Source organism: Mycobacterium spongiae, assembly GCF_018278905.1.
GTDB classification, from domain to species: domain Bacteria; phylum Actinomycetota; class Actinomycetes; order Mycobacteriales; family Mycobacteriaceae; genus Mycobacterium; species Mycobacterium spongiae.
The window spans coordinates 586,984-611,700 of record NZ_CP046600.1; the positions used below are offsets into that span (position 1 = coordinate 586,984).

At 63.9% G+C, this 24,717-nt stretch carries 19 protein-coding genes; 14 read left to right on the plus strand and 5 right to left on the minus strand.

The genetic code is table 11. The features are described from left to right. Nucleotides 1-29 precede the first annotated feature (29 nt). On the minus strand, nt 30-1,100 hold the full coding sequence (locus tag F6B93_RS02290) for an LLM class flavin-dependent oxidoreductase (RefSeq protein ID WP_246540973.1): 1,071 nt from the start codon (nt 1,098-1,100) through the stop codon (nt 30-32). A 172-nt stretch (nt 1,101-1,272) separates the two neighbouring features. On the opposite strand from F6B93_RS02290, the gene F6B93_RS02295 reads away from it, so the two are divergent. From F6B93_RS02295 to F6B93_RS02305, 3 genes are all read left to right on the plus strand, one after another. After that, entirely contained in the window at nt 1,273-1,935 is a 663-nt protein-coding gene (locus F6B93_RS02295) for a VldE C-terminal domain-containing protein (protein WP_211697546.1), read from the plus strand. A gap of 32 nt (nt 1,936-1,967) precedes the next feature. After that, nucleotides 1,968-2,540: a dCTP deaminase gene (gene dcd, locus F6B93_RS02300; RefSeq protein WP_211697547.1), complete on the plus strand. Its 573-nt coding sequence runs from the start codon at nt 1,968-1,970 to the stop codon at nt 2,538-2,540. Between the two features lie 157 nt (nt 2,541-2,697). Continuing rightward, a complete protein-coding gene (locus F6B93_RS02305) occupies nt 2,698-4,029 on the plus strand; it encodes a UDP-glucose dehydrogenase family protein (RefSeq protein WP_211697548.1) in 1,332 nt (443 codons plus the stop codon). Nucleotides 4,030-4,096: 67 nt separating this feature from the next. Here F6B93_RS02305 and F6B93_RS02310 read toward each other — a convergent pair whose 3' ends face one another. After that, nucleotides 4,097-5,437 (minus strand): cytochrome P450, encoded by a 1,341-nt coding sequence (locus tag F6B93_RS02310; RefSeq protein WP_211697549.1) that lies wholly within the window; start codon nt 5,435-5,437, stop codon nt 4,097-4,099. A gap of 59 nt (nt 5,438-5,496) precedes the next feature. Between F6B93_RS02310 and F6B93_RS02315 the strand changes: the two genes are divergently transcribed. The 11 genes from F6B93_RS02315 (at nt 5,497) to rfbA (ending at nt 19,402) form a co-directional block, all read left to right on the plus strand. After that, nucleotides 5,497-6,108 carry a TetR/AcrR family transcriptional regulator gene (locus F6B93_RS02315; RefSeq protein ID WP_211697550.1) on the plus strand — a complete coding sequence of 204 codons (612 nt, stop codon included), beginning with the start codon at nt 5,497-5,499 and terminating at the stop codon, nt 6,106-6,108. Nucleotides 6,109-6,569: 461 nt separating this feature from the next. Beyond that, nucleotides 6,570-7,373: a nucleoside phosphorylase gene (locus F6B93_RS02320; protein WP_211697551.1), complete on the plus strand. Its 804-nt coding sequence runs from the start codon at nt 6,570-6,572 to the stop codon at nt 7,371-7,373. Nucleotides 7,374-7,773: 400 nt separating this feature from the next. After that, nucleotides 7,774-11,451, plus strand: a complete 3,678-nt coding sequence (locus tag F6B93_RS02325) for a nitrate reductase subunit alpha (protein ID WP_211697552.1) — start codon at nt 7,774-7,776, stop codon at nt 11,449-11,451. Between the two features lie 2 nt (nt 11,452-11,453). Then, the gene (gene narH, locus F6B93_RS02330) at nt 11,454-13,073 is read left to right on the plus strand and encodes a nitrate reductase subunit beta (RefSeq protein WP_246540974.1); all 1,620 of its coding nucleotides are present in this window, start codon (nt 11,454-11,456) and stop codon (nt 13,071-13,073) included. A gap of 18 nt (nt 13,074-13,091) precedes the next feature. Then, a complete protein-coding gene (narJ, locus tag F6B93_RS02335; protein ID WP_211697553.1) occupies nt 13,092-13,766 on the plus strand; it encodes a nitrate reductase molybdenum cofactor assembly chaperone in 675 nt (224 codons plus the stop codon). After that, nucleotides 13,763-14,506: a respiratory nitrate reductase subunit gamma gene (gene narI, locus F6B93_RS02340; RefSeq protein ID WP_211697554.1), complete on the plus strand. Its 744-nt coding sequence runs from the start codon at nt 13,763-13,765 to the stop codon at nt 14,504-14,506. Before narJ ends, narI begins: the two co-directional genes overlap by 4 nt. 272 nt (nt 14,507-14,778) lie before the next feature. Beyond that, nucleotides 14,779-15,924 carry an LLM class flavin-dependent oxidoreductase gene (locus F6B93_RS02345; RefSeq protein WP_211697555.1) on the plus strand — a complete coding sequence of 382 codons (1,146 nt, stop codon included), beginning with the start codon at nt 14,779-14,781 and terminating at the stop codon, nt 15,922-15,924. A gap of 5 nt (nt 15,925-15,929) precedes the next feature. Beyond that, complete coding sequence (locus F6B93_RS02350; RefSeq protein ID WP_211697556.1) at nt 15,930-17,258, plus strand: MFS transporter; 1,329 nt, start codon at nt 15,930-15,932, stop codon at nt 17,256-17,258. Between the two features lie 81 nt (nt 17,259-17,339). Then, a complete protein-coding gene (locus F6B93_RS02355; RefSeq protein WP_211697557.1) occupies nt 17,340-18,095 on the plus strand; it encodes a maleylpyruvate isomerase family mycothiol-dependent enzyme in 756 nt (251 codons plus the stop codon). Between the two features lie 40 nt (nt 18,096-18,135). Beyond that, complete coding sequence (locus F6B93_RS02360) at nt 18,136-18,510, plus strand: nuclear transport factor 2 family protein (protein ID WP_211697558.1); 375 nt, start codon at nt 18,136-18,138, stop codon at nt 18,508-18,510. Between the two features lie 25 nt (nt 18,511-18,535). Further along, a complete protein-coding gene (gene rfbA, locus F6B93_RS02365; RefSeq protein ID WP_211697559.1) occupies nt 18,536-19,402 on the plus strand; it encodes a glucose-1-phosphate thymidylyltransferase RfbA in 867 nt (288 codons plus the stop codon). A 45-nt stretch (nt 19,403-19,447) separates the two neighbouring features. Here rfbA and F6B93_RS02370 read toward each other — a convergent pair whose 3' ends face one another. The 3 genes from F6B93_RS02370 to F6B93_RS02380 all read right to left on the minus strand — a co-directional run bounded on the left by F6B93_RS02370 (nt 19,448) and on the right by F6B93_RS02380 (nt 24,701). After that, complete coding sequence (locus tag F6B93_RS02370) at nt 19,448-20,737, minus strand: pyridoxal phosphate-dependent aminotransferase (RefSeq protein ID WP_211699226.1); 1,290 nt, start codon at nt 20,735-20,737, stop codon at nt 19,448-19,450. A 30-nt stretch (nt 20,738-20,767) separates the two neighbouring features. Continuing rightward, a complete protein-coding gene (locus tag F6B93_RS02375) occupies nt 20,768-23,713 on the minus strand; it encodes a (Fe-S)-binding protein (protein ID WP_211697560.1) in 2,946 nt (981 codons plus the stop codon). A gap of 223 nt (nt 23,714-23,936) precedes the next feature. Beyond that, entirely contained in the window at nt 23,937-24,701 is a 765-nt protein-coding gene (locus F6B93_RS02380; RefSeq protein ID WP_211699227.1) for an enoyl-CoA hydratase-related protein, read from the minus strand. Nucleotides 24,702-24,717 lie beyond the last annotated feature (16 nt).

A 24,717-nucleotide genomic window follows, 5' to 3' on the forward strand; every position in this document is an offset into this window, starting at 1 on the left:
GCGTATCGACCGCTGCCGCGTCAGCCTCCTCATACCATTTCGGCCGCATCCCCGGGGGAGTCCCCGATCGCCTCTTTGAGCCGCGGCATGGTGCTTTTCAGAAGCTCCAGGCTCTTCCAGCCTTCCTGGGGCGACAGGCCGCCCAGCAGCGGCTGAAATGAGAATCCGCCACGGTCGGGAAGTGAAGCCAGCTTCTCGATCAGCTGGTCCGGCGTCCACGCCGCAAAAAGACCCGATTGGCGCAGGATCTGGGGATCCGCCAGCCCATGAAAGGGCGAGGCCGATGCTCCGTTTTCCTGGCCTTCCTGCTCGGCCCATTTCGCATATTCGGTCATGACGTGGACGGCGTGCTTCTCAATCGCGGCCCAGCCCGCATCGGGATCCTCGCAAAGGTGGATGCTGAGCGGCAATCCCGCCCGGTAGTACTGCCTGGGCCGCCGGTCGAGCGCGCGGCATTCGTCGAGATAGACGTCGACCAGCTCGGGATTCATTGGCAGGAAACCGATATCAAAATGCGCGGCGCGCTTCGCCGCGGCCACCACCCCGCCACCAACCATCACAATATCCTCGGGCTCTTGCAGCGGCAGCGGGCGAACATAGACCGGCCGCCCGTCGAATTCGAATCTCTCGCCCCGGAGTGCACGCAGGATGGTCTCGATCCCGCGATCCATTAGCTTTGCCCGGTCCTTGAGCGACTTGCCGAACATCGCGAATTCGGTGGGCACATATCCGGCGCCCACAACGACAGAGATCCGACCATTCGACATGAGGTCGGAGACCGCGATGTGTTCGGCGATAGTAATCGGATCATGCAGCGGCAGAACTACCGCACACAGCAACACTCGGGCTTTCTTCGTGACCGCCGCCACACCGCCTGCCAGCGTGAAGGGCTGCGGCAGGTAGCCGTCGTCGGAGCCGTGGTGCTCCATCAGGCCGATGAAATCGATCCCAATCTCGTCAGCGAACTCCGCCATTTCCAGTGCGGCGCGATAGAGTTCCGCTCGCGGTGTGCCCCATTCGGGTGCCCGCATGTCGAAGGAGACGTGCGTTGTGATTTCGCGCATTTCAACCCCTTGACCGCTGCTCTTCACGCCGGGCACCGCAGACAAACTGAAGGCATTCAAGCAGATGACGCCCGGACCGCAGCGGTTGACTATCGAAAGTGATGGTCCAACACGGATGGGGTCCGACTTGCGGCCTTGACGCTGGTCGACCGCTTGGGCGGAAGGCTGATTCTTTATTCTTTCGTTATCGTGTCGTAATCTGCTTGCCGTGGGCCGACATGAATTGACCAAGGACCGACGCAGGGGGCGCCGGGGGTCGGTATTGCTGGGGTCGGTGCTCGGTGCTGCCGCCGTGCTTCTCGCCGCCGGAGCCGACGTGTATCCGGTCGCCGACCGCGAGGAGGTCAAGCCGGCCGACGACGCTGGAGCCTGCTGCTTAGAGATCGTGGCGGCAGTACCGGGTTTCTCGCCGGATATCGCCGGTGGCGATGGCGAGGGTGTGATCACCGGCCGGCTGACGGCCGCATCCCGACTTCACACGCGGTCGCGCTTCTTGCCGGCTGGAGTCGCACCGGAGCGGGGTCTGCAGATCAGAACCATCTTGGCTGCGCGGAGCATCAGCGATGAATTCCCGCAGATTCATCAGATCGGCGGGGTTCGACCGGATCCGCTTCCGTGGCATCCGAACGGTTTGGCGCTTGATGTGATGATTCCTAATCCCGGCAGCGCGGAGGGGATCGCGCTCGGAGATGCGATCGTCGCATTCGTGCTGAAGAACGCGGCGCGATTCGGGATGCAGGACGCGATCTGGCGAGGTGTTTACTACACGCCCCAGGGCGCGCACCGGACCGGAGCCGGCCACTATGACCACGTCCACGTCACCACTACCGGAGGCGGATACCCGACGGGTCGGGAAGTCTACGTGCGCTGAGCCAGCGGACCGGCGGCAGCTAGGCTCGTCGGGTGCTGCTCTCCGATCGCGATCTTCGGGCCGAAATATCGGCGGGGCGGGTGGGCATCGACCCGTTCGACGACTCCCTGATCCAGCCTTCCAGCGTCGACGTCCGGCTCGATTGCATGTTCCGGGTATTCAACAACACCCGCTACACCCACATCGACCCCTCGCAGCAGCAGGATGAGTTGACCAGCCTGGTGGAGCCGGCCAAGGGTGAACCGTTTGTCCTACACCCCGGCGAGTTCGTGCTCGGGTCCACGCTGGAGCTCTTTACCTTGCCCGACGACCTGGCAGGTCGGCTGGAAGGCAAATCGTCCCTGGGCCGGCTGGGACTGCTCACGCACTCGACCGCGGGTTTCATCGATCCCGGCTTCAGCGGCCATATCACCCTGGAGCTATCCAATGTTGCCAACCTGCCGATCGCATTATGGCCAGGCATGAAGATCGGCCAGCTGTGCATCCTGAAACTGACCAGCCCCTCCGAGCATCCGTACGGCAGCAGCGGGGTGGGCTCGAAATACCAGGGCCAGCGGGGTCCCACGCCCTCGCGCTCATACCAGAATTTCATCAGGTCGACCTAGCCTCGGCTGCAGTGACGCATCGGTTTGTGCGGCGATTACCGCACGGTACCCGCGTATTACCCACCGTTCATGTCGCCCGAAGGCTGTCACCTACAGTTCGCCTATCGCTCAGCGTCGCGATGCAGTGAGCTCATCGCGACCACCTACACACGGTGGTATGCGATGTACCGTCTTCGGTACCGGCTATCTGGGTGCCACCCATGCCGTCGGAATGGCGCAGCTGGGGCACGAAGTCGTCGGAGTCGATATCGATCCAGGTAAAGTGGCCAAGCTCGCCGGCGGCGACATCCCGTTCTACGAGCCCGGCTTGCGAGAGCTCTTGACGGAAAACCTCGCCGCTGGACGTCTGCGGTTCACCACCGACTACGACATGGCGGCCGAGTTCGCCGACGTGCATTTCCTGGGGGTTGGCACCCCGCAAAAGAAGGGCGAGTACGGCGCCGACCTGCGACATGTCCATGCGGTCATCGATGCGCTAGTGCCGCGCTTGTCCAGGACGGCGGTCCTCGTTGGCAAGTCGACGGTTCCTGTCGGTACCGCTGCGGACTTGGGACGCCGAGCTGCGGCGCTGGCGCCCAAGGGGGTTGACGTCGAAGTTGCCTGGAATCCGGAATTTCTTCGCGAGGGGTTGGCGGTGCATGACACCCTCGAACCCGACCGCATTGTCCTTGGGGTACAACAGGGCTCAGAGTGCGCCGAGGTAGCGGTCCGCGAGCTGTACCGGCCGCTGTTGGAGTCCGGTGTGCCGTTTCTGGTGACCGACCTGCAGACCGCAGAGTTGGTCAAGGTATCCGCCAACGCCTTTCTCGCCACGAAGATTTCGTTTATCAATGCCGTCTCCGAGGTGTGTGAGGCGGCCGGTGCCGACGTCAGTCTGTTGGCTGATGCGCTCGGTTACGATCCGCGGATCGGACGCCAATGCCTCAACGCGGGTTTGGGTTTCGGCGGCGGTTGCTTGCCCAAAGACATCCGCGCCTTCATGGCCCGCGCGGGCGAACTGGGAGCAAACCAGGCGCTGACATTCCTGCGCGAGGTCGACAGCATCAACATGCGCAGGCGGACAAGGATGGTCGAACTGGCCACCACCGCATGTGGTGGCTCGCTGCTGGGCGCCAACATTGCCGTGCTCGGCGCGGCGTTCAAACCAGAATCCGATGATGTTCGCGACTCGCCGGCGCTCAATGTGGCGGGTCAGCTACAGCTCAACGGTGCCGCGGTCAATGTGTACGATCCGAAAGCCCTGGACAATGCAAACCGGCTGTTCCCCACGTTGAACTACGCGGTCTCGGTCGCCGAGGCGTGCGAGCGTGCGGACGCGGTGCTGGTGCTTACCGAATGGCGGGAATTCATCGACCTCACGCCCGCTGACCTAGCCGACCGGGTGCGGGCGCGCGTCATTGTTGACGGCCGTAACTGCCTCGACGTCGCTCGATGGGAAAACGCAGGTTGGCGAGTACTGCGGCTGGGCGCGGGGCGATCAGGGCGCTAGCGCGAACTCACAACGTTGGGCCTTCGCCGGCAGGGAGCCCGTCGGTGTCACGCGGCCGAGTGGGCCGTCAGACCAACGCCGTTTTATGTCGTGGGGTAATCAGCAAGTTTGCACCATGTTTGGGAACGCTGGTGATGTTGCGCACCCGTGGACTCTCGCCCTTTCCTGGTTCCGACGCGGTGATGGTGAACCGGCGGAAGATTTCTTCCAGTATGACCGAGCCTTCCGTGAGCGCGAATCCGAAACCGAGGCATCGACGCACCCCGCCGCCGAAGGGGAGCCAGGTGTTGGGCGCCACGCTGCTATCGAGGAACCGGCTGGGCCGAAACTCCGTGGGCAAAGGGTGGGAGTCCTTGCGAGCATGGGCCAGCAGGATCGAGGTGCTGATCACCGTTCCCACCGGGAGTCGCCAGCCGCCGATCTCCGTGGGCGCGACGACTTTCCGGGACGCAGAAGCGATGACCGTGTGCAGGCGCATCCCTTCTTTGAGGACAGCCTCCAGGAACGCGTTATCCCCACTCATGGCGGCTGAGGCCACCTGAGCTTGGATGTCCTGGTCCTGCGCAAGTTCCCATAGGGTCCAGGACAGGGCGGCAGCGGTTGTCTCGTGGCCGGCGAGCAGCAAGGTGATGAGCTGGTCGCGGAGCTCGGAATCGGTCAATGCCGTCGCGGACACGTCGTCTGCCTGCAGAAGTCTCGACAACACATCGCTGCGGTCTGCTAGATCGGAAGCGCCACGGCGCGAACCGATTTCGCGGTAGAGCAACTCGTCGATCCTGCGCTGGTTGTCGGCGAAGCCCTTCCACGGGTTCACCCGCCTGAGTGCAGGATAGGGAATCCCAGCGAAGATGACGGGGGATATGTTGATGATGTCTTGCACGCTGCTTGTCAACTCGGCCTTGACTTTTGGGTCAGTGACCCCGAAGACCACCCGCAGAATGATGTCGAGGGTGAGTGCGTTCATGCGCTCGAGGGCATTGATTTGTGATCCGACAGGCCATCGTGCCAGGTGCTCACACGTGACGGCGCTGATCATGTCGCGATATCCGCGTAGCGCGGCCCGAGTGAACGCCGGCATGAGCAGCGATCGCAACCGCGCATGCTCGTCTTCGTCGGTAGTCAGCACGGAGTGCTCGCCCATGACGAAGCCGAGAATGTGGTTGCCTTCGCCCGCGTGCAGCACCTTGGGGTCGGCCGCGAAGATCTCTTTGATGTGCTCGGGGCGGGTATAGATCACGACCTTGTCCGCATATGGCGGTACCTGCAGGGTGAACACGTCTCCGTATCTGCGGTGCATCGCGGGCAGAAACCGTTCCCGAAACCTCAGGTACAGCACGCTTTGTAGGTAGCGCGGTAGCCGCGGCCCGGGTGGCAGGGCAGCTCTCCCCGATTCCCGGTTGATCGTCATGAGCGCTCCGTAGATAAACGAATGTTTGAAACATTTGTTTATCACGCTACGATGAGCGTGTGCAAGAGCCACGGACAAACCGGGACAAACTGCTTGACGGCGCGCTGGTTTGCCTACGGGAACGCGGCTACGGCAACACCAGCTCGCGCGACATCGCGCGGGCGGCGGGCGTGAACGTCGCGTCCATCAACTACCACTTCGGCGGCAAGGACGCGTTGCTTGACGACGCGCTCGGCCAGTGCTTTTCCGGCTGGAACCAACGGGTTCGGGAGGCCTTCGATAGGACCGCGGCCACCAGTTCCCACGAACTGATCCGTGCCGTTCTCGAGGCCACCGTCGATTCGTTCGAACAGATCCGTCCTGCCGTCTACGCGTGCTTGGAGTCATACGCTCCGGCGCTGCGTTCAGAGCTCCTCCGGGAACGCCTCGCCGCCGGATATGCCAGCGTGCGTGAACATTCAGTCGAGCTGGCTCGCGCTGCCCTCGCCAGCACGGATGTGGGCTCGCCTGACGGCCTGCCGAACATTGTCTCGGTATTGATGGCAGTTATCGATGGCCTCATGATCCAGTGGATTGTCGACCCGACGGCGACTCCCCGATCGGCCGAGGTTCTTTCGGCGCTTGCCGACATCGGCGCGTCCGTCACCGTGGACCCAGCAAAGCTGCCGTGAGCCACCGCGCCTCCTGGTTCGCCGGTGTGCGCAGGATCTAGCGGTCGATGAAGCCGGTACGACTTTGTCGCGGCAGCTGTCGGCAACCAGCCGCAAGGCTCAGCCATGGCAACCACGATGGATCCTTGTGGACCGGTGCCCCCTGTCCACTAGGGTCAACAGCGTGTGGGCTATCGGTGACGCCGTTGTGGGGACCCTGCCGAGTGGAAAACCATCCACGATGGCAGCGGCACCGAATCCCGGGCCGCCCACCTTGCCACCCACGACGTCGCGCGCCGTCTCGGCGACGACGCGCCCGAGCGCTGGTTCATCGCGGAGCGTGCCCGCCAGGTCGCGACCGCCGATCGTCCGGTCGCCCGCGGCGATGTGTTACCCGCCCTGAGCCGCGTTCCACAAGGAGAAGGTTGCCGAAGAACACGCCTGGTTGGACCATTGAGACGGATGCCCCTGGCATCAATGGGATGACCGATCGCCGAGACGGCTATCCGCTGGTTGCGCCAAAGGAGTTCGATGCGCCTTCGGTGTTTCGCCCGGTAAACCTGCTGCGCGAATCCCGCCGTCAGAAAGCCCTGCCGGACACTCCGGTCCCCGAGGTCTGCGTTTTGGATCCCGACGGCGACATCGTCCGCCACCTGGCGCGCACCGGGACGGGCTACCGCCACTCGGGCTGGGCCTGCTACCACACCGACATGTGGGTCACCCAGACCAATGGAGTTGAACTCGGGGTTGTCGGGATGGCCGTGGGCGCGCCGTTTGCGGTGTTGGTGGCCGAGCAGCTCGCCGCTTGCAACGCGGCGTTGGTGGTGAGCATCACCTCCGCCGGCCGCATTTCCGGAACCGACACACCACCGTATTTCGTCCTTATCGAGCGGGCGCTCCGCGACGAGGGAACAAGCGCGCACTACGTCGCACCCGGCGAATGGAGCTATCTCGCCCCGGGGTTGCGGCAAGGACTCCGAAATGCGTTCGATGACAACGGTATCCCGGTAATCTCGGGAAGCTCGTGGACGACCGACGCGCCGTACCGGGAAACCGCGGCGGCAATCAAAGAGGCCGAGAGGCGGGGAATCACCTGCGTCGAAATGGAGGCAGCGGCGTTGTACGCCTTCGCCACCCGGGTTGGCCACAACGTCGTCTGTCTGGCGCATATCACCAACACGATGGCGGTCAACGGTGACGACTTCGAAAAGGGTGTCGACAACGGGGTCAACGTTTCCTTGGTGGTCGCATCCGCGGTTGCCACGGCGGTACTAGGACGGCCCTAAGAGGCCACTGCTCGCACCGGCCCGCACCCCCCGCATGCGGTTTTGTGCGTGGTTGTGAGTTTTCGCAGGTCGAGCGCAAATCCACGACGAACCGGCAGCGTCGCCGAGCCGCGCCCAGGCCGAAAAAGAATGTGTTAACAGCAAGAAAAATGCTTCATTCCGCACCATGACGATCGGGCGGTTCGTTGCGGGTGCCACGAGCCCAACCCCATCGCTCTAGCAGTGGCTTTTCGGTCCAAACGGCAACAGCCCGGGCTGGCTTCGACAACGCAATATAACCGTGGTGTTAAAGCAATCGCACAGCCACGCGGGCGGGTCGGTGCGATGTTCTTTTCGACCGAAAACCTCCCTTACGCTCAGTCAATGACCGCGCGGTAGTCGTTGTTCGAGAGGAGGCGCCGTGGTTGATCTGAACCAGAATCGCCAGACCGCCGCCGACACCTTGCTCGGATTCGGCAAATACTTTCATCAGGGCGAGATCTCCCCGGACTACCGAACGCTGCACAAGATCGGTGGCCGGTCGGCGGACGACTTTTACCGGGACCGCTGGGCGCACGACAAAGTGGTCCGCTCAACACACGGTGTCAACTGCACCGGCTCGTGTTCGTGGAAGATCTACGTCAAAGACGGCGTGATCACCTGGGAGTCCCAGCAGACTGACTACCCGACGGTCGGTGCCGACAAACCAGAGTACGAGCCGCGCGGTTGCCCGCGCGGTGCCTCCTTCTCCTGGTACACCTATTCACCGGCGCGGGTGCGCTATCCGTATGTGCGCGATGTCCTGCTCAAGTACTACCGCGAAGCCAAGGAGCGGCTCGAAGATCCCGTGCTGGCGTGGGCGGACATCGTCGACGACCCGGTGAAGTCGAGTCGCTACAAGGCCGCGCGCGGCAAGGGTGGATTTGTTCGGGCCGAGTGGTGGGAGGCCGCGGAGATCGCCGCGGCGGCGCACGTGCACACCGTTAAGCGGTACGGCCCCGATCGGGTCGCCGGCTTCTCGCCGATACCGGCGATGTCGATGGTCAGTCATGCGGTGGGGGCGCGATTCATTTCCCTACTCGGCGGGTCGATGCTGTCGTTCTACGATTGGTATGCCGACCTTCCGGTGGCCTCGCCACAGGTCTTCGGCGACCAGACCGATGTACCGGAGTCGGCCGACTGGTTCGACGCCGGCTACCTGATCATGTGGGGCTCCAACGTTCCGGTCACCCGCACGCCCGATGCGCACTATATGACGGAGGCGCGCTACCGCGGCCAGAAGGTGGTCGTGGTCTCGCCGGACTACGCCGACAACACGAAGTTTGCCGATGACTGGCTTCCCGCGCATCCGGGTACCGATGCCGCGCTGGCGATGTCGATGGGGCACGTCATCCTCAAGGAGTTCTTCGTCGAGCGGACGACCCCCTACTTCTCCGACTATGTCAAGCGATACACGGATCTGCCGTTTCTGGTCACGCTGACCGAGCGCGACGGGCAATGGCTGCCCGGGAAATTCCTCACCGCAGCCGATCTCGGCGACACCAGCGAAGGTAGTCAATCCAAAACGGTGCTCCTCGACGCGCAGGCCAACCCCGTGGTGCCCAACGGCTCGTTGGGCCACCGATTCACGGCATCGGGCGAAGGAAAGTGGAACCTCGATCTGCACGGCACCGACCCCCTGCTTTCGCTGCACGGCAGCCACACCGACGTGGCCGCGGTGCAACTGCCTCGCTATGACGGTGATCGGCCCGGCGTGCTGACGCGCGGGGTCCCAACGAGGATCGTTGGTGGACAACGGGTCACAACGGTCTTCGATCTGCTCATGGCGCAGTACGGGGTGCACCGAGAAGGCCTGCCGGGCGACTGGCCTTCGGGCTACGACGACTCCACGCAGCCATACACCCCGGCGTGGCAGGAACCCATCACCGGCGTGCCGGCCAAGGCGGCGGAACGGATCGCGCGGGAATTCGCCGACAATGCCGAACGCTCACGCGGCAGGTCGATGATTCTGATGGGCGCGGGAACCAACCACTGGTACCACTCGGATCAGATCTACCGCTCATTTCTGACGTTGGTGATGCTCACCGGCTGTCAAGGTGTCAACGGCGGTGGCTGGGCGCATTACGTCGGCCAGGAGAAATGCCGACCTATCACAGGCTGGTCGACACTGGCTTTCGGATTGGACTGGCAGCGGCCGCCGCGCCAGATGCAAGGCACGGTGTTCTGGTACCTGGCGACCGACCAGTGGCGCTACGACGGGTTCACCTCCGAGGCGATGGCGTCCCCGCTGGCCGAAGGTCGATTTGCCGGCCGAACGGCAGCCGACAACATCGCGCAGGCGAGCCGAATGGGTTGGATGCCTAGCTATCCGACCTTCAATCGCAATCCGCTGGATCTGGTCGACGAGGCCGCGCGGCTGGGCAAGGACGCGTCGGCACACGTCGTCGACGGGCTGAAGTCCGGCCATCTGTCGTTCGCGTGCGAAGACCCGGATGCGCCGGAGAATTTTCCCCGCTGCCTGACGGTGTGGCGGTCGAACTTGCTCGGCTCGTCGGCGAAGGGCAACGAGTACTTCCTCAAACACCTGCTCGGTACCGACTCCAACGTCGCCGCACGTGACGAGGATGGCGTGCGTCCCACCGATGTGCGTTGGCGAGACGAGGCGCCGGTCGGAAAGCTGGACCTGCTGTTGTCGCTCGACTTCCGCAATACCAGCACCACACTGTATTCCGACATCGTGTTGCCGGCTGCCACGTGGTACGAGAAGCACGATCTGTCCAGCACCGACATGCACCCGTTCGTCCACGCATTCTCACCGGCGATCTCGCCGCCGTGGGAGACCAAGACCGACTTTGAGGCGTTCCACCGGATCGCGCGAGGCTTCTCCTGGCTGGCCGAAAAGCACTTGGGCAAGCGAAAAGATATCGTCGCGGTCCCGCTGCAGCACGACAGCGCCGACGCCACCGCCCAGCCCGGCGGGCGGGTGCTGGATTGGAAAGCTGGTGAGTGCGAGCCGATTCCCGGCAAGACGATGCCACGGCTCGTTGTCGTTGAGCGGGATTACGCGACGATCGCGGAAAAGATGGCCGCACTCGGGCCGATGGTGGAAACCGTCGGACTCACCACCAAGGGGGTGACGACGCATCCGGACGCCGAAGTTGAGTACTTGCGGGGCGTCAACGGTGCCGTGGTGAGTGGTTCGGCTATCGGGCGGCCGTCGCTGGCCAAGGACATCCACGCGGCGGAGGCAATCCTGGCCCTGTCCGGAACAACAAATGGGCGCTTAGCGGTCGATGGGTTCGAGGCGCTGCAGCGCCGCACCGGCACGGAGCTGGCCGACCTCGCCAAGGAGAACGAAGGTCGCCGTATCACGTTCGCAGACACGCAGTCTCGGCCGGTGCCGGTGAACACATCACCGGAATGGTCCGGCTCGGAGACCGGGGGTCGTCGGTATGCACCGTTCACGATCAACACCGAACGACTCAAGCCGTGGCACACGCTGACCGGACGCCAGCACTTCTACCTTGATCACGACTGGATGGGTGAACTTGGCGAGCAATTGCCGATCTTCCGTCCGCCGCTGGACATGACGGCATTGTTCAACGAGCCCGTGGTGGGTCACAAGGCCGGCGACAACGGTGCCGCGATCACGGTGCGGTATCTGACCCCGCACTCCAAGTGGTCCATCCATTCCGCCTATCAGGACAACTTGTACATGCTCACCCTTTCCCGTGGCGGGCAGTCGATTTGGATGTCGGATGTGGATGCCGCGAAGATCGGCGTCAAAGACAACGACTGGATCGAATGCACGAACCGCAACGGCGTGGTGAACGCGCGTGCGATCGTCAGCCATCGGATGCCCGAAGGCCTGGTGTTCATGTACCACGCGCAAGACAAGGCGGTCGATGTGCCCCGCACCGAAAAGACCGGGAAGCGTGGCGGTATTCACAACGCGCTCACCCGGATCATGATCAAACCGTCACACCTGATCGGGGGCTACGCGCAGCAGTCGTTCGCCCTGAACTACCACGGACCCACCGGGAACCAGCGCGACGAGGTCACCACGATCAGACGGCGTTCACAGGAAGTGGAGTACTGACGATGAAAGTCATGGCTCAGCTCGCGATGGTGATGAACCTCGACAAATGCATTGGCTGCCACACCTGCAGCGTGACCTGCAAGCAAGCTTGGACCAACCGCGGAGGGATGGAGTACGCCTGGTTCAACAATGTGGAAACCCGCCCGGGACAGGGATATCCACGCGGATACCAAGACCAGGAGAAGTGGAAGGGCGGCTGGAAACTCAACAAACGCGGCAAGTTGACGCTCAAGTCGGGATCAAGACTGCGGCGGCTGCTGAGTATTTTCGCCAACCCGGACCTGCCCACCGTGTCGGACTACTACGACCCGTGGACCTACGACTACGAGAACCTGCTGTCCGCGCCGGCCATGGACACCACACCGGTCGCGCGCCCCAAATCGCTGATCACCGGCGAAGACACCAAGGTGACCTGGGGCGCGAACTGGGATGACGACCTCGGTGGCGGGCCGGAGCAGATTGGCCGCGATCCGCTCCTGGCCAAGGTGTCCGACAAGGTGAAACTCGAGTTCGAGCAGACCTTTATGTTCTACCTGCCGCGCATTTGTGAGCACTGCCTCAACCCCTCATGTGCGGCGTCGTGTCCTTCCGGCGCGATCTACAAGCGCAGCGAGGACGGCATCGTGCTGGTTGATCAGGACCGGTGTCGCGGTTGGCGGCAGTGTGTTACGGGATGCCCGTACAAGAAGATCTATTTCAACCACAAGACCGGCAAAGCCGAAAAGTGCACGTTCTGCTACCCGCGGGTGGAGGTGGGCATTCCGACGGTGTGCTCGGAGACCTGTGTTGGTCGGTTGCGCTATATCGGTGTGCTGCTCTACGACGCTGACGCAGTGGCGGCGGCGGCGTCGGTGCCCGACGAGACGGAGCTCTATCCAGCCCAGCTCGGGGTATTCCTCAACCCGCACGACCCGCGGGTCGTTGCCGAGGCGGAGCGCGCGGGGATCTCGAGCGAATGGATCGAGGCCGCGCAGAATTCGCCGGTGTACCGACTCATCGTCGATTACCAGCTCGCGCTTCCGCTGCACCCCGAATACCGGACGATGCCGATGGTCTGGTACATCCCGCCGCTGTCCCCGGTCGTCGACATCCTGGCTGAGACTGGTCATGACGGTGAGAATTCGAACAATCTTTTTGGTGCTATCGACGCTCTTCGCGTCCCGATCGAGTATCTGGCCGAGTTGTTCACCGCTGGCGACCCCGGTCCGGTTCGCCTTGCGCTGCAACGGCTCGCCGCCATGCGGTCGTACATGCGGGCGGCGAACCTGGGAGAGGACTTCGACGACACCATCCCGGCATCGGTGCGACTGCGCGGGGAAGAGATCGAGTCGATGTACCGGTTGCTGGCCATCGCCAAGTACGCCGACCGTTACGTGATCCCCAATGGTGCGGGATCGGACGCTCATCGCCTGGATGCGCTGGCCACCGGATGCAGCCTGGACACCGACGGCGGTCCAGGGATGACGGCGTTCGACGCCATGGCAGACAAGTTCCATCTCACCAACACCAACGGCGCCGCCCCGGAAGAAAACTCGGAAGAAAACTCGGAAGAAAAGCCAGTCCGGGTCAACCTGTTCAACTGGGATGGCAAGAGCACCGATGGCCTAGTGCCCTCGAAGTGAGGGAGCGATGAGCGAGCGATGAAGATGCTGACCTTGGCGCGCCGGCGGTCCGACTATGGAGTCGGTCTGTCCCAGCGCGACCAGCGCCTGGTGTGGCGGATCGCGGCGCTGCTGCTGGACTATCCCGGCGCGCAGACGCTTGCTATGACCGATCAACTCCACGCCGCGGCTACCGAACTACCCGAATCCGTAGGCGCGCCGCTGATCGAATTCCTGGACGCAGTGTTTGATGCGGATCCGCTACAGCTCGCCGCGCGCTATGTGGAAACGTTTGACATGCGTCGTCGTTCGAGCCTGCACTTGACGTACTACGCCTACGGGGACACCCGAAAGCGGGGCATGGCGCTGCTGCGGTTCAAGCACGCCTACCGCCAGGCCGGGATGCAGATCGGCGATGGCGAACTACCCGACTACCTACCGCTGGTTCTCGAGTTCGCCGCAACCGTCGATCATGTGCAGGGCGAGCGGTTGTTGGGCGAACATGTTCCGGTTCTGGAGCTGCTGCGACTGTCCCTACTGGACAACGGTTCTCCCCACGCACTGGTGGTGGCCGCGGTGCTGGCGACGCTACCGCCGATCAGTACCGCGGACCGCCGTCGGATTGCCGAGCTGGCTGCACAGGGACCGCCCGACGAGCACGTCGGCCTGGAACCGTTCGCCTTGGATCCGCTCACCACGGAGGGCCGCCGGTGACTACCCTGCTGTGGATGACCGCGCCATACGTCGCGTTCACATCGTTTGTGCTGGGACATATCTGGCGCTACCGCACCGACCAGTTCGGCTGGACCACAAGGTCTTCGCAGATTTACGAGAGCCGGCTGCTACAGCTGGGAAGCCCGCTGTTCCACTTCGGCCTGCTTGGCGTCTTCGGCGGTCACGTCGTGGGCCTGCTCATTCCGCAGTCCTGGACCGCGGCGGTCGGCATCTCCGAGTCTGCCTACCATCTGATGGCTGTCACGATGGGCTCGCTTGCGGGTTTTGCCGTCGTGACCGGACTCGGAATCCTGCTCTATCGGCGCATTACGGTGTCTGCGGTGCGAAAGGCCACCACCCGCAGCGACAAACTGATGTATTTGCTTCTGGTGGGCGCCTTGGTGACCGGCATGCTCAACACCTTGACTAACGTGTTCGCCCGCTACAACTATCGCGACACGGTGTCGCCGTGGTTCCGCAGCCTGTTCTCGGTGCACCCGTCGGTGGACTTGATGGCCCAAGCGCCGTTGACGTTTCAATTACACGCGCTGATTGTTCTTGCCCTGCTCAGTATTTGGCCCTACACGCGGCTGGTGCATATGTTCAGCGCGCCGATCGGATACCTGGTGCGTCCCTATGTCGTCTACCGCAGTCGCGACCCCCAGAAGGCCTCCAGCAACCGTTACGCAAAAGCCTGGGTGGCACCCGAGGCTCCGCCCGCGCGAAGCCGCTGGGTGTGACGTTGATGCTCGGCGCCGGGCAAATGACGGAGACATAGCTAGCGTCGTCGCAAGGCCTGTCTGATCTGCGGATCCAGCGGGAAACCGATTGTCCGACGGATGGTCGCAGCTACCGGCTCGGCCATCGTGCGAGTGACGGCGATCACAGTTCGCAACCATGGGGCACCCATAAAATCAATCTCACAGGTTTCAACCCTCACGCGCTGCGCTGCCCTCGCGCACCATCCCGGTAGCAAACAGAGCACCAGAAGCGGTGCGGAACGGGAGGGTATATGAGCCTGGCATTTCACTGGTTTCTGCCGACCTACGGCGATTCCCGGAACCTGGTCCCGGGTGGCCATGGCACGCCGATGTCCGGGGACCGGCCTGCGACGCTGCGTTACCTGCGCCAGATTTGTGCGGCCGCCGAAACCAATGGTTTCGAGGCGGTATTGACGCCCACCGGATTGTGGTGCGAGGACGCCTGGCTGACCACGGCGATGCTGATCGAGGACACCGACACGCTGAAGTTTCTGGTCGCGGTCCGACCGGGGCTGACCAGCCCGACCCTGGCCGCCCAGATGGCGGGGACTTTCCAACGGCACTCAGGCGGACGACTGCTGCTCAACGTCGTCACCGGTGGCGAGTCGCATGAGCAACAGGCCTACGGGGATTTCCTGGACAAGCAGTCGCGGTACGCCCGTACCGCCGAATTCCTCCAGGTCGTCCGCCGACTATGGGCTTCAAGTGATCCGGTGACCTTCGCGGGCGATCACATCCGCGTCGAGGGTGCCGAGCTGACCAATCGGCCCGACCCGGTGCCGGCGGTCTTCTTCGGCGGATCGTCAGAACCCGCCGGGTCGGTCGCGGCTAGGCACGCCGACGTCTACCTCACCTGGGGCGAGCCGTTGGTCGCTGTCGGTGAGAAACTGGACTGGATTCGCGGGCTTGCCGCAGGTAGTGGCCGGGTTCTCCAGTACGGCTTGCGGATCCACGTGATCAGTCGCGACACCGCTGAGGAGGCGTGGCGCGAGGCGGACAGGCTGCTGGCCGGTGTCGATGCGGCCGACGTCGAACGGCTGCAGGCCAGCCTGGCGCGCAGCGAATCGGTAGGGCAGCGGCGGATGCTGGAGTTGCACGGCGGAAGCGTCAGCGAGCTGGTGGTCGCGCCCAACTTGTGGGCCGGGGTAGGACTGGTACGAGGCGGGGCTGGCACGGCCCTGGTCGGGTCGCACGACGAGGTCGCCCAACGGCTGGTCGAGTACTCCAACCTGGGCATCACCCATTTCATCTTGTCGGGATATCCGCACCTGGAGGAGGCCTACCGGTTTGGCGAAGGCGTGCTGCCGCTGCTAGAACGCCGCGGCCTCTGGAAGCGGCCGAACGCCGCGGCCGAACCCGAACCCGCGGTTCCGTTCGCGGTCGCCGCCGCGCACTGACCCCGATGGCGACAGCACTACCGGTGCGCCCGACCGGCGCGGGTGAGTCGCAACGGCAGCAGTCCCGGCGCCTGCGCATTGTCGTGGTAGCAAGCTTGCTGGGCACCACCGTGGAGTGGTACGACTTCTTCCTCTACGCCACCGCAGCCGGTCTGGTGTTCAACCGGGTGTTCTTTCCCGGCGAAAGTTCCCTGGTGGGCACCCTGCTGGCGTTCGCGACATTCGCGCTCGGGTTCGTGATGCGGCCAATCGGCGGGTTGGTGTTCGGGCATATCGGCGACCGCGTCGGCCGCAAACGCAGTCTGGCGCTGACGATGCTGATCATGGGCGGCGCTACCACGTTGATTGGGGCCTTGCCCACCGCGGCCCAGGTCGGGGTCTGGGCACCGGTGGGCTTGCTGGCACTGCGCTTGGTGCAGGGTTTCGCGCTCGGCGGTGAGTGGGCCGGTGCGATGCTGCTGGCTGTCGAACACAGCCCAGCTCACCGGCGGGGCCGCTTCGGGGCGATTCCCCAGATGGGGTTGGCGCTCGGTCTCGCGCTTGGGACGGGCGTGTTCGCGTTCCTCCAGCTGGTTCTAGGCCCGGATTCCTTCCTTGCTTATGGCTGGCGTCTGGGGTTCCTACTGAGCCTCGGGCTGGTCATCGTCGGGGTCGTGGTGCGGTTGCGGGTCGAAGAAACGCCCGCCTTCCGTCAGCTGCACGACCTCGAGGTGGCCTCCTCCATGCCCATTCGGCAGATCCTTCGGGAACCCCGCAGCAGGCGCAACACGGTGCTCGGGCTGCTGTCGCGCTGGGCCGAGGGCTCGGCGTTCAACACCTGGGGCGTCTTCGCCATCAGCTACGCCACCGGCGCGTTGGGACTGAATAGGGTGTCGGTTCTGGTGGTGGTGACGGTTGCCGCACTGCTCATGGCGCTGCTGCTCCCCGTTTCGGGGGCACTGACAGATCGTTTCGGCGCGCGGCGGGTCTATCTGATCGGCGTAGCCGGCTACGGTGTTGCAGCTTTTCCGGCATTCGCCTTGTTCGGCACCAAGAACCTGGTCTGGTTCGGGCTGGTGATGATCATGGTGTTCGGCGTCGTCCACGCGATTTTCTACGGAGCGCAGGGCACGCTGTACTCGGCGTTGTATCCCACGGGCACCCGCTACACGGGGCTGTCGTTGGTCTACCAGCTCTCGGGCGTCTACGCGTCCGGGGTGACACCGATGATTCTGACCGCACTAATCGCGGTCCGCGGGGGAACGCCGTGGGCCGCGTGCGGATATCTGGTTGCGACCGCCGCGATAAGCGTGCTGGCCACCGCGTTGATCCGAGAGCATGACCTGCAGCTTTGAGCCGGCCCGCGGCTTCCGGAAACCCCTGGCATCGCCGTCCCGGCGGGCTCGACCACACCGGCGCGACGGTAATCTGAGCAGGTGGATCACGCGGCGCTATTCGTCGAGCACAACCGCCTCTTTTCGGAAGTGATCCACAACGCTGATGAGTCCACGCCGCTGCCCACCTGTCCGGACTGGACGCTCGGCCAACTGATCCGCCATGTCGGCCGGGGGGATCGCTGGGCCGCCCAGATCGTCGGCGATCGACTTGAACATTTCCTCGATCCACGCAGCGTTCACGATGGCAAGCCACCGCCGGACCCCGATGGCACGGTCGCCTGGTTGCACGACGGTGCCCAGCGGTTGCTCGACGCCGTCAACCAGGCGGGCGGTGATACACCGGTGTGGACCTTCCTCGGGACCCGCCCCGCGAAATGGTGGGTTCGACGCCGGCTACACGAGGTGGCGGTACATCGAGCCGACGCCGCGATCGCACTGAAGCGTGATTTCGCGCTGCAACCCGAGACGGCGGCCGATGGGATCAGCGAATGGCTGGAGCGCCTCGCGATCCAGGCCGGAAGTGGGGACGCGGCAGCGCCTCTCGACGGCGACACCACCATGCACCTGCACTGCACTGATCCCGGTCTCGATAAGGCAGGGGAATGGACGATCCGACGTTGTGGAACCGGGATCGCCTGGTCGCACGAGCACGGCAAGGGCACTCTGGCGCTGCGCGGCGGCGCCACCGACTTGCTGTTGGCGATGGTGCGTCGAGTGCGCGTCACCGACACTGCGATCCAGATGTTCGGTGACGATGGCGTGTGGGAAAAATGGCTGGAACGTACCCCGCTGTAAACCTGTGATCAGCCCGGGTCCACACGGTAATTTGCAGAACATGACCACATCGGAGATCGCCACGGTTCTCGCCTGGCACGACGCCCTCAACGACTCCGACCTCGACACCTTGGTGGCTTTGTCCAGTGACGATGTCGATATCGGTGACGCGCACGGAGCCGCACAGGGCCACCAGGCACTGCGCCAGTGGGCCGCCTCGCTCAACGCGACGGCGCAGCTTGGCAGGATGTACGTGCACGACGGCGTCGTGATCGTCGAGCAAGAGATCAGCAATCGGGAGGACCCGGACGCTGTGACTACCGCCGCGTCGGCGTTCCGGGTGGTCCGCGATCACATCACCTCAGTTTTCCGTCATGATGACTTGGCGTCGGCGTTGGCAGCCACCGAGCTGACCGAGGCCGACCGGGTCGAGTGAGATCAGCGAGCCACGAGGAGCGACTATGCGGGGGATCATCCTGGCGGGCGGTTCGGGCACCCGGCTGTACCCGATCACGTTGGGCATCAGCAAGCAGTTGTTGCCCGTGTACGACAAACCGATGATCTACTACCCGCTGACCACGCTGATGATGGCCGGCATCCGCGACATACAGCTCATCACCACCCCCCACGACGCTCCCGGTTTTCACCGACTCATTGGCGACGGCGCTCAATTCGGCATCAACGTCAGCTATGCAACCCAGGACGAACCCGATGGTCTGGCGCAGGCATTTGTTATCGGTGCCAATCACATTGGCAATGAGCCGGTGGCATTAGTGTTGGGGGACAACATCTTCTATGGGCCAGGGTTGGGAACCAGCCTGAAGCGCTTTCAATCTATAAGTGGTGGAGCTGTTTTCGCGTATTGGGTGGCTAATCCGGCAGCGTACGGCGTCGTCGAATTCGGCGCCGACGGCATGGCACTATCCCTGGAGGAGAAGCCCGCCACGCCGAAATCCCACTATGCCGTGCCGGGTCTCTATTTCTACGACAACGACGTGATCGAGATCGCGAAGGGCCTGAAGAAGTCGGCCCGTGGCGAGTACGAGATCACCGAGGTCAATCAGATCTATCTGAACCAGGGCCGGCTGGCGGTGGAGGTGCTGGCCCGCGGGACGGCGTGGCTGGACACCGGGACGTTCGATTCCCTGCTGGACGCTGCCGACTTTGTCCGCACGCTGGAACGACGGCAGGGTCTCAAGGTCAGCATCCCGGAGGAAGTGGCGTGGCGGTTAGGCTGGATCGACGACGAGCAGTTGGCCCAGCGCGCCCATTCGCTGAAGAAATCCGGATACGGCAACTACTTGCTGGAGCTGTTGGAGCGGAACTGATGTCAGGCCGCCAGATACGCGGGTGACCCGCTCTCGATTTGGCGGCTACTGCCGGTAGCTGACCAGGAAGTTACCCAGCCGCTCGATCGCTGCCGCCAGATCACGGGACCACGGCAGCGTTACGAGCCGCAGGTGATCCGGCGTCGGCCAGTTGAAACCGGTGCCTTGAGTGACCAAAATCTTCTCCGACAGCAGCAGGTCCAGGACGAGTTGTTCGTCGTCGACGATGTCGTAAACCTCGGGGTCCATCCGGGGGAACACATACAACGCACCTTCCGGCTTGACGCACGAGACCCCGGGGATTTCGTTCAGTTTGGCCCAGGCGAGATCGCGCTGCTCCAGCAGCCGACCGCCGGGAAGCACCAGGTCTTCGATGCTTTGGTGGCCGCCGAGGGCAACCTGGATGGCGTGCTGTGCGGGGACATTGGGGCACAAGCGCATATTGGCGAGCAAGCTGATCCCCTCGATAAAGCTGCTCGCGTGGTCTTGGGGTCCGGTGATTGCCAGCCAGCCGGCCCGGTACCCGGCAACGCGGTAGGCCTTCGATAGGCCGTTGAACGTTAGGCACAACAGATCAGGCGCGACGGTCGCGACGCTGATGTGCTCGGCGTCGTCATAGAGGATCTTGTCGTAAATTTCGTCGGCCAACAGAAGCAGCTCATGCTTGCGCGCCAAATCAGCTATCTGGGTGAGGATTTCGCGGCTGTAGACCGCGCCGGTGGGATTATTGGGGTTGATCACGACCAGTGCCTTGGTGCGCTCGGTGATCTTGGATTCGAGGTCGGCGAGATCGGGTTGCCAGCTTTGGGTCTCGTCGCACAGGTAGTGCACCGGGGTACCGCCCGCCAACGAGGTCGACGCCGTCCACAGCGGGTAGTCCGGTGAGGGGATCAACACCTGGTCACCGTTGTCCAGCAAGGCTTGCAGCGTCATGGTGATCAGCTCGGAAACCCCGTTGCCCAGGTAGACGTCGTCCACGTCGAATCGGGGGAAGCCGTCGACCAGCTCGTAGCGAGTAACCACCGCGCGGCGGGCAGGCAGGATGCCCTGCGAGTCGGAGTATCCCTGCGCATAGGGCAGCGCCTGGATCATGTCACGCATGATCACGTCGGGTGCCTCGAAACCGAACGGGGCCGGGTTGCCGATGTTCAGCTTCAGGATTCGGTGACCTTCGGCTTCCAACCGCGCGGCGTGCTGATGCACCGGTCCGCGGATCTCGTACAGGACGTCTTGAAGTTTGGACGACTGCGCAAACGCGCGCTGTCGGTGGTGCCCCGAGGCGTGCCAGTGCAGCTGGTGTGTAGTCACGTCAACCATGGTGCCATCACTGTCCAGTGAAATTTGCTGAACGGTGTCAAACCGTGATCAGCGCTTACCTGGCGGACGCGCGCCACGCGCGATACCCAGACCTTTGACCGGCGTCGGCGGCGGGGTCGGCGCGCCGTCGGCCGTCGCGGATGCCTCCGACTCCGGCTGAGCTTCTGGCTTTGCTTCTGGTTCCGGCGGGGCCGCCGTGGTTGCCTCCGCCGGGGCCGCGGAAGCCCTTTTTGCCCCAGGGCGCTTGGCGCCCGCAGCGATACCCAGACCCTTAACGGGCGCTGCAGGCGCCGCGGGCTTGGCCGGGGGAGCCTCGGGTGCCGCGGCGGTGTCAGCCGGCTGCGGGGGTGCAGGTGCTGCCCTGTTGGCGCCGGGTCGCTTGGCGCCGGGGGCCATGCCCAGGCCTTTGGCGGGTGGGGCGGGTGCGGCGGGTGCGGCCGGGGCCGCTTCGGTTGTCTCCGCTGCCGAGGTGGTGGTTTTCTTCGCGCCGGGTCGCTTGGCGCCGGGGGCCATGCCCAGGCCTTTGGCGGGTGCGGCGGGTGCGGCCGGGGCCGCTTCGGTTGTCTCCGCTGCTGGGGTGGTGGTTTTCTTGGCGCCGGGTCGCTTGGCGCCGCCTGCGATGCCCAGCCCTTTCACCGGCGCCGCAGCAGCTGGTGCCGCGGGTGCCTTGGCCGGCGTCGCGGCTGGCGCGCTTGGCGCGGCGGCCTTTGGCGCAACCGTTTCTGCCTCCGGGGCTGGTGCTTGCGAGGCTCGTGCGGCGGCTTCTTGAGCAGCCGTGCCCTTGGCCGGGAGCTTCGCCGTATCGCGGTCGAGCGACTCCAGGAGCACCTGGGCCACGTCAAGCACCTCAACGCCGCTGCGACCGGCCTCTTCGGAGCGGTCGTTGACACCGTCGGTCACCATCACCCGACAGAACGGGCAGCCGGTCGCGATCGTCGCCGCATTGGTGGCCAGCGCTTCGTCGACGCGTTCATGGTTGATCCGCTTGCCGATGTGCTCTTCCATCCACATGCGCGCGCCGCCCGCGCCACAGCAAAAGCTTCGTTCGGCGTGGCGCGGCATTTCGGTGAGGTTGGCGCCCGTGACGCCGATCAGCTCGCGCGGGGCCTCGTAAACCTTGTTGTGCCGACCCAGATAGCAGGGGTCGTGGTAGGTGATGTCTTGAGATATTGGCGCGACAGGCACCAACCTCTGGTCGCGGACCAGCCGATTGAGCAGCTGGGTGTGGTGCAGAACGGTGTAGTTGCTGCCCAGCTGCCGGTATTCCTTGCCGATGGTGTTGAAGCAGTGCGGGCAGCTGACCACAATCTTGCGGTCGACGGCCTCCACACCCTCGAACAGATCATCCAGAGTCTCGACAGCCTGCTGGGCCAGTTGCTGGAACAGAAACTCGTTGCCCGACCTGCGCGCGGAATCACCGTTGCAGGTCTCTCCGGCGCCCAAGACCAGGTACTTCACCCCGGCGATGGCCAGCAGTTCGGCCACGGCTTTGGTGGTCTTCTTCGCCTTGTCGTCGTAGGCACCGGCGCAGCCGACCCAGAACAGGTACTCGTAGCCGGCGAAGCTGTCCACATCGTCGCCATACACGGGCACATCGAAGTCGACCTCGTCGATCCAAGCGGTGCGGTCCGCGGCGTTCTGCCCCCACGGATTCCCCTTGGTCTCCAGGTTCTTGAACAGTGTGGACAGCTCGGAAGGAAACTCCGACTCCATCATCACCTGGTAGCGGCGCATATCGACGATGTGGTCGATGTGCTCAATATCGACCGGACATTGCTCGACGCATGCGCCGCAGGTGACGCAGGACCACAGCACGTCGGGATCGATCACGCCGCCCTGTTCGGCGGTGCCGACCAACGGGCGGGCCGCCTGCTCGGGGCCGTGACCCGGGACCCGGCCGAAGCCGGATTCCGGCACATGGTGGCCCTCGTGTTCGGCTGTTTCGAGGTCGAGACCCTCGAGCGGCTCAGCCTTGTTCGTACCGAGGATGTAGGGCGCCTTGGCCATCCAATGGTCGCGCAGATCCATGATGACCAGCTTGGGCGAAAGGGGTTTTCCGGTATTCCAGGCTGGGCACTGCGATTGACAGCGCCCGCACTCGGTGCAGGTGGCGAAGTCGAGGTTGGCCTTCCAGGTGAAGTCCTCGATCTTGCCGCGGCCGAAAGTGGCGTCGTCGCTGGGATTCTCGAAGTCGATCGGCTTGCCGTCGGACTCCATCGGCAGGAGCGGGCCCAACCCGTCGGGTAGCCGTTTGAACGTCACGTTGATGGGTGCGGTGAAGATGTGCAGGTGCTTGGAGTGCAACACAATCACCAGAAAGGCGAGCATGACGCCGATGTGCAGCATCAGCGCGACGGTCTCGATGATCTCGTTGGCGTTGTGGCCCAACGGTTGTAGCAGTGCGCCCATGGCGTGGGAGAAGAATGCCCCTCCGCCGTAAGGGAATTCATCGCCAAGGGCATTCACCGATGCACCCCGGAAGACGGCGTAGGTCCAGATGACGTTGAAGATCATGAACAGGACCAGCCACGCACCACCGGTGTGCGAACCATAGAAACGGGACTGGCGGCCGTATTCTTTCGGCTCGCTGCGCATCCGGATGATCGCAAACGCGATAATGCCGGTCAGCACGGCCAGCGCAAAGAAGTCCTGCAAGGCACCTAGCGCATCCCAGCGACCGATGATCGGGAGGTGGAAGTTGGGTTGGAAAAGCACTCCGTATGCCTCGATGTACACGGTGAGCAGAATGAAAAAGCCCCACATCGTGAAGAAGTGCGCCAGCCCTGGTAGTGACCACTTGAGCAGCCTTCGCTGCCCGAACACCTCGGAGATCTGAGTCCAAACGCGGGCGCCGAGATCCGTGGTGCGCCCACTGGCCGGCTGGCCGGACATGGTGAGTTTGTATAGCCACCAGACACGCCGCGCAGCGAATACTCCCACGATCGCTGTCATGCTCATGCCCAGTATCAGTCTGATCAGCGTCTGGGTGGTCACAGAAGATCTCCCCAATACCTCGTTACTCTGGGTTCGCGCCGGCGTTGCCGCGCGGCACCCCATCGGTGTCGTCGCGGACAACGCACCCGCGTTGCCCGCTTGACCTGCTCATAGTGACATCTGTGCGGTTTTCACCGCGAGAAAGGCTGTCCTAAGTTAGCCCACGAAAGCTGGGCATGGGTACCGCAGTCCGCTGTTCGGCAAGGCCGGGCGCCGATCGCGGTCACCTGCCGGTAAAGCGTGGTTCGCGCTTGGCGGCGAAAGCGGCCAGGCCTTCTCGGGCGTCGTCGGAGCGGACCACCTCGATCACGAAGCGCTGCTCGATTCTGCGTGCCTCTTCCTCGTCGATCCATCCGCTTTGGAGCACAGCGGCTTTCGCATTGCGTACGGCTAGTGGGCCGTTCGCAGCCACCCGCGTTGCGATCTCGCGCGCTTTGTCCAGAGACTGGCCCGTGGGCACGACATGGCCGACGAGGCCGAAGTGGTATGCCTCAGCTGCGGTGAGTGGTTCGCCGGTCAGGATCATTTCCATCGCTTTGGTGTAGGGAATCTGGCGTTTCAGCCGCACCGTAGAGCCGGCCCCGGCGATGAGCCCTAGCCGTGCCTCGGGCAGGCCGAAGGTTGCGTGTTCTTCGGCGATTCGAATGTCAGTCTGCTGCAACATTTCGCACCCACCGCCCAGGCACGGCCCGTTGACCGCGGCGATCAACGGCTTGGTCAGCGTTCGGGTCAGGAGCAGCCCCTGGCTGATGATGCTCCCGGGCGATGTGCCCGCTGGCACGGCTGCATTGGGTTTGGCTGCGTTGGCTGGCTTCGAGCCCTTGACCATCCACCCATCCGCCAGGTCGCCGCCGACGCAGTAGGACGACCCTTGGCCTGTGATGATCGCCACACGAATGGCGTCGTCGCTGTCGATTTCGTCCCACGCCTGCGCCATGAGCGCGATCATGTTTGGTGTCAACGCGTTTTTCCGGCGCGGGTTGTTCATCGTCAGAATCACCACG

Excerpts from the sequence above, each read along its gene's own strand:
- F6B93_RS02305 (WP_211697548.1), top strand. The coding sequence starts at position 2,698 with ATGCGATGTACCGTCTTCGGTACCGGCTATCTGGGTGCCACCCATGCC.
- F6B93_RS02310 (WP_211697549.1), bottom strand. The coding sequence starts at position 5,437 with ATGACGATCAACCGGGAATCGGGGAGAGCTGCCCTGCCACCCGGGCCG.
- F6B93_RS02320 (WP_211697551.1), top strand. The coding sequence starts at position 6,570 with ATGACCGATCGCCGAGACGGCTATCCGCTGGTTGCGCCAAAGGAGTTC.
- narH (WP_246540974.1), top strand. The coding sequence starts at position 11,454 with ATGAAAGTCATGGCTCAGCTCGCGATGGTGATGAACCTCGACAAATGC.
- narJ (WP_211697553.1), top strand. The coding sequence starts at position 13,092 with ATGAAGATGCTGACCTTGGCGCGCCGGCGGTCCGACTATGGAGTCGGT.
- F6B93_RS02345 (WP_211697555.1), top strand. The coding sequence starts at position 14,779 with ATGAGCCTGGCATTTCACTGGTTTCTGCCGACCTACGGCGATTCCCGG.
- F6B93_RS02350 (WP_211697556.1), top strand. The coding sequence starts at position 15,930 with ATGGCGACAGCACTACCGGTGCGCCCGACCGGCGCGGGTGAGTCGCAA.
- F6B93_RS02360 (WP_211697558.1), top strand. The coding sequence starts at position 18,136 with ATGACCACATCGGAGATCGCCACGGTTCTCGCCTGGCACGACGCCCTC.
- rfbA (WP_211697559.1), top strand. The coding sequence starts at position 18,536 with ATGCGGGGGATCATCCTGGCGGGCGGTTCGGGCACCCGGCTGTACCCG.
- F6B93_RS02380 (WP_211699227.1), bottom strand. The coding sequence starts at position 24,701 with ATGAACAACCCGCGCCGGAAAAACGCGTTGACACCAAACATGATCGCG.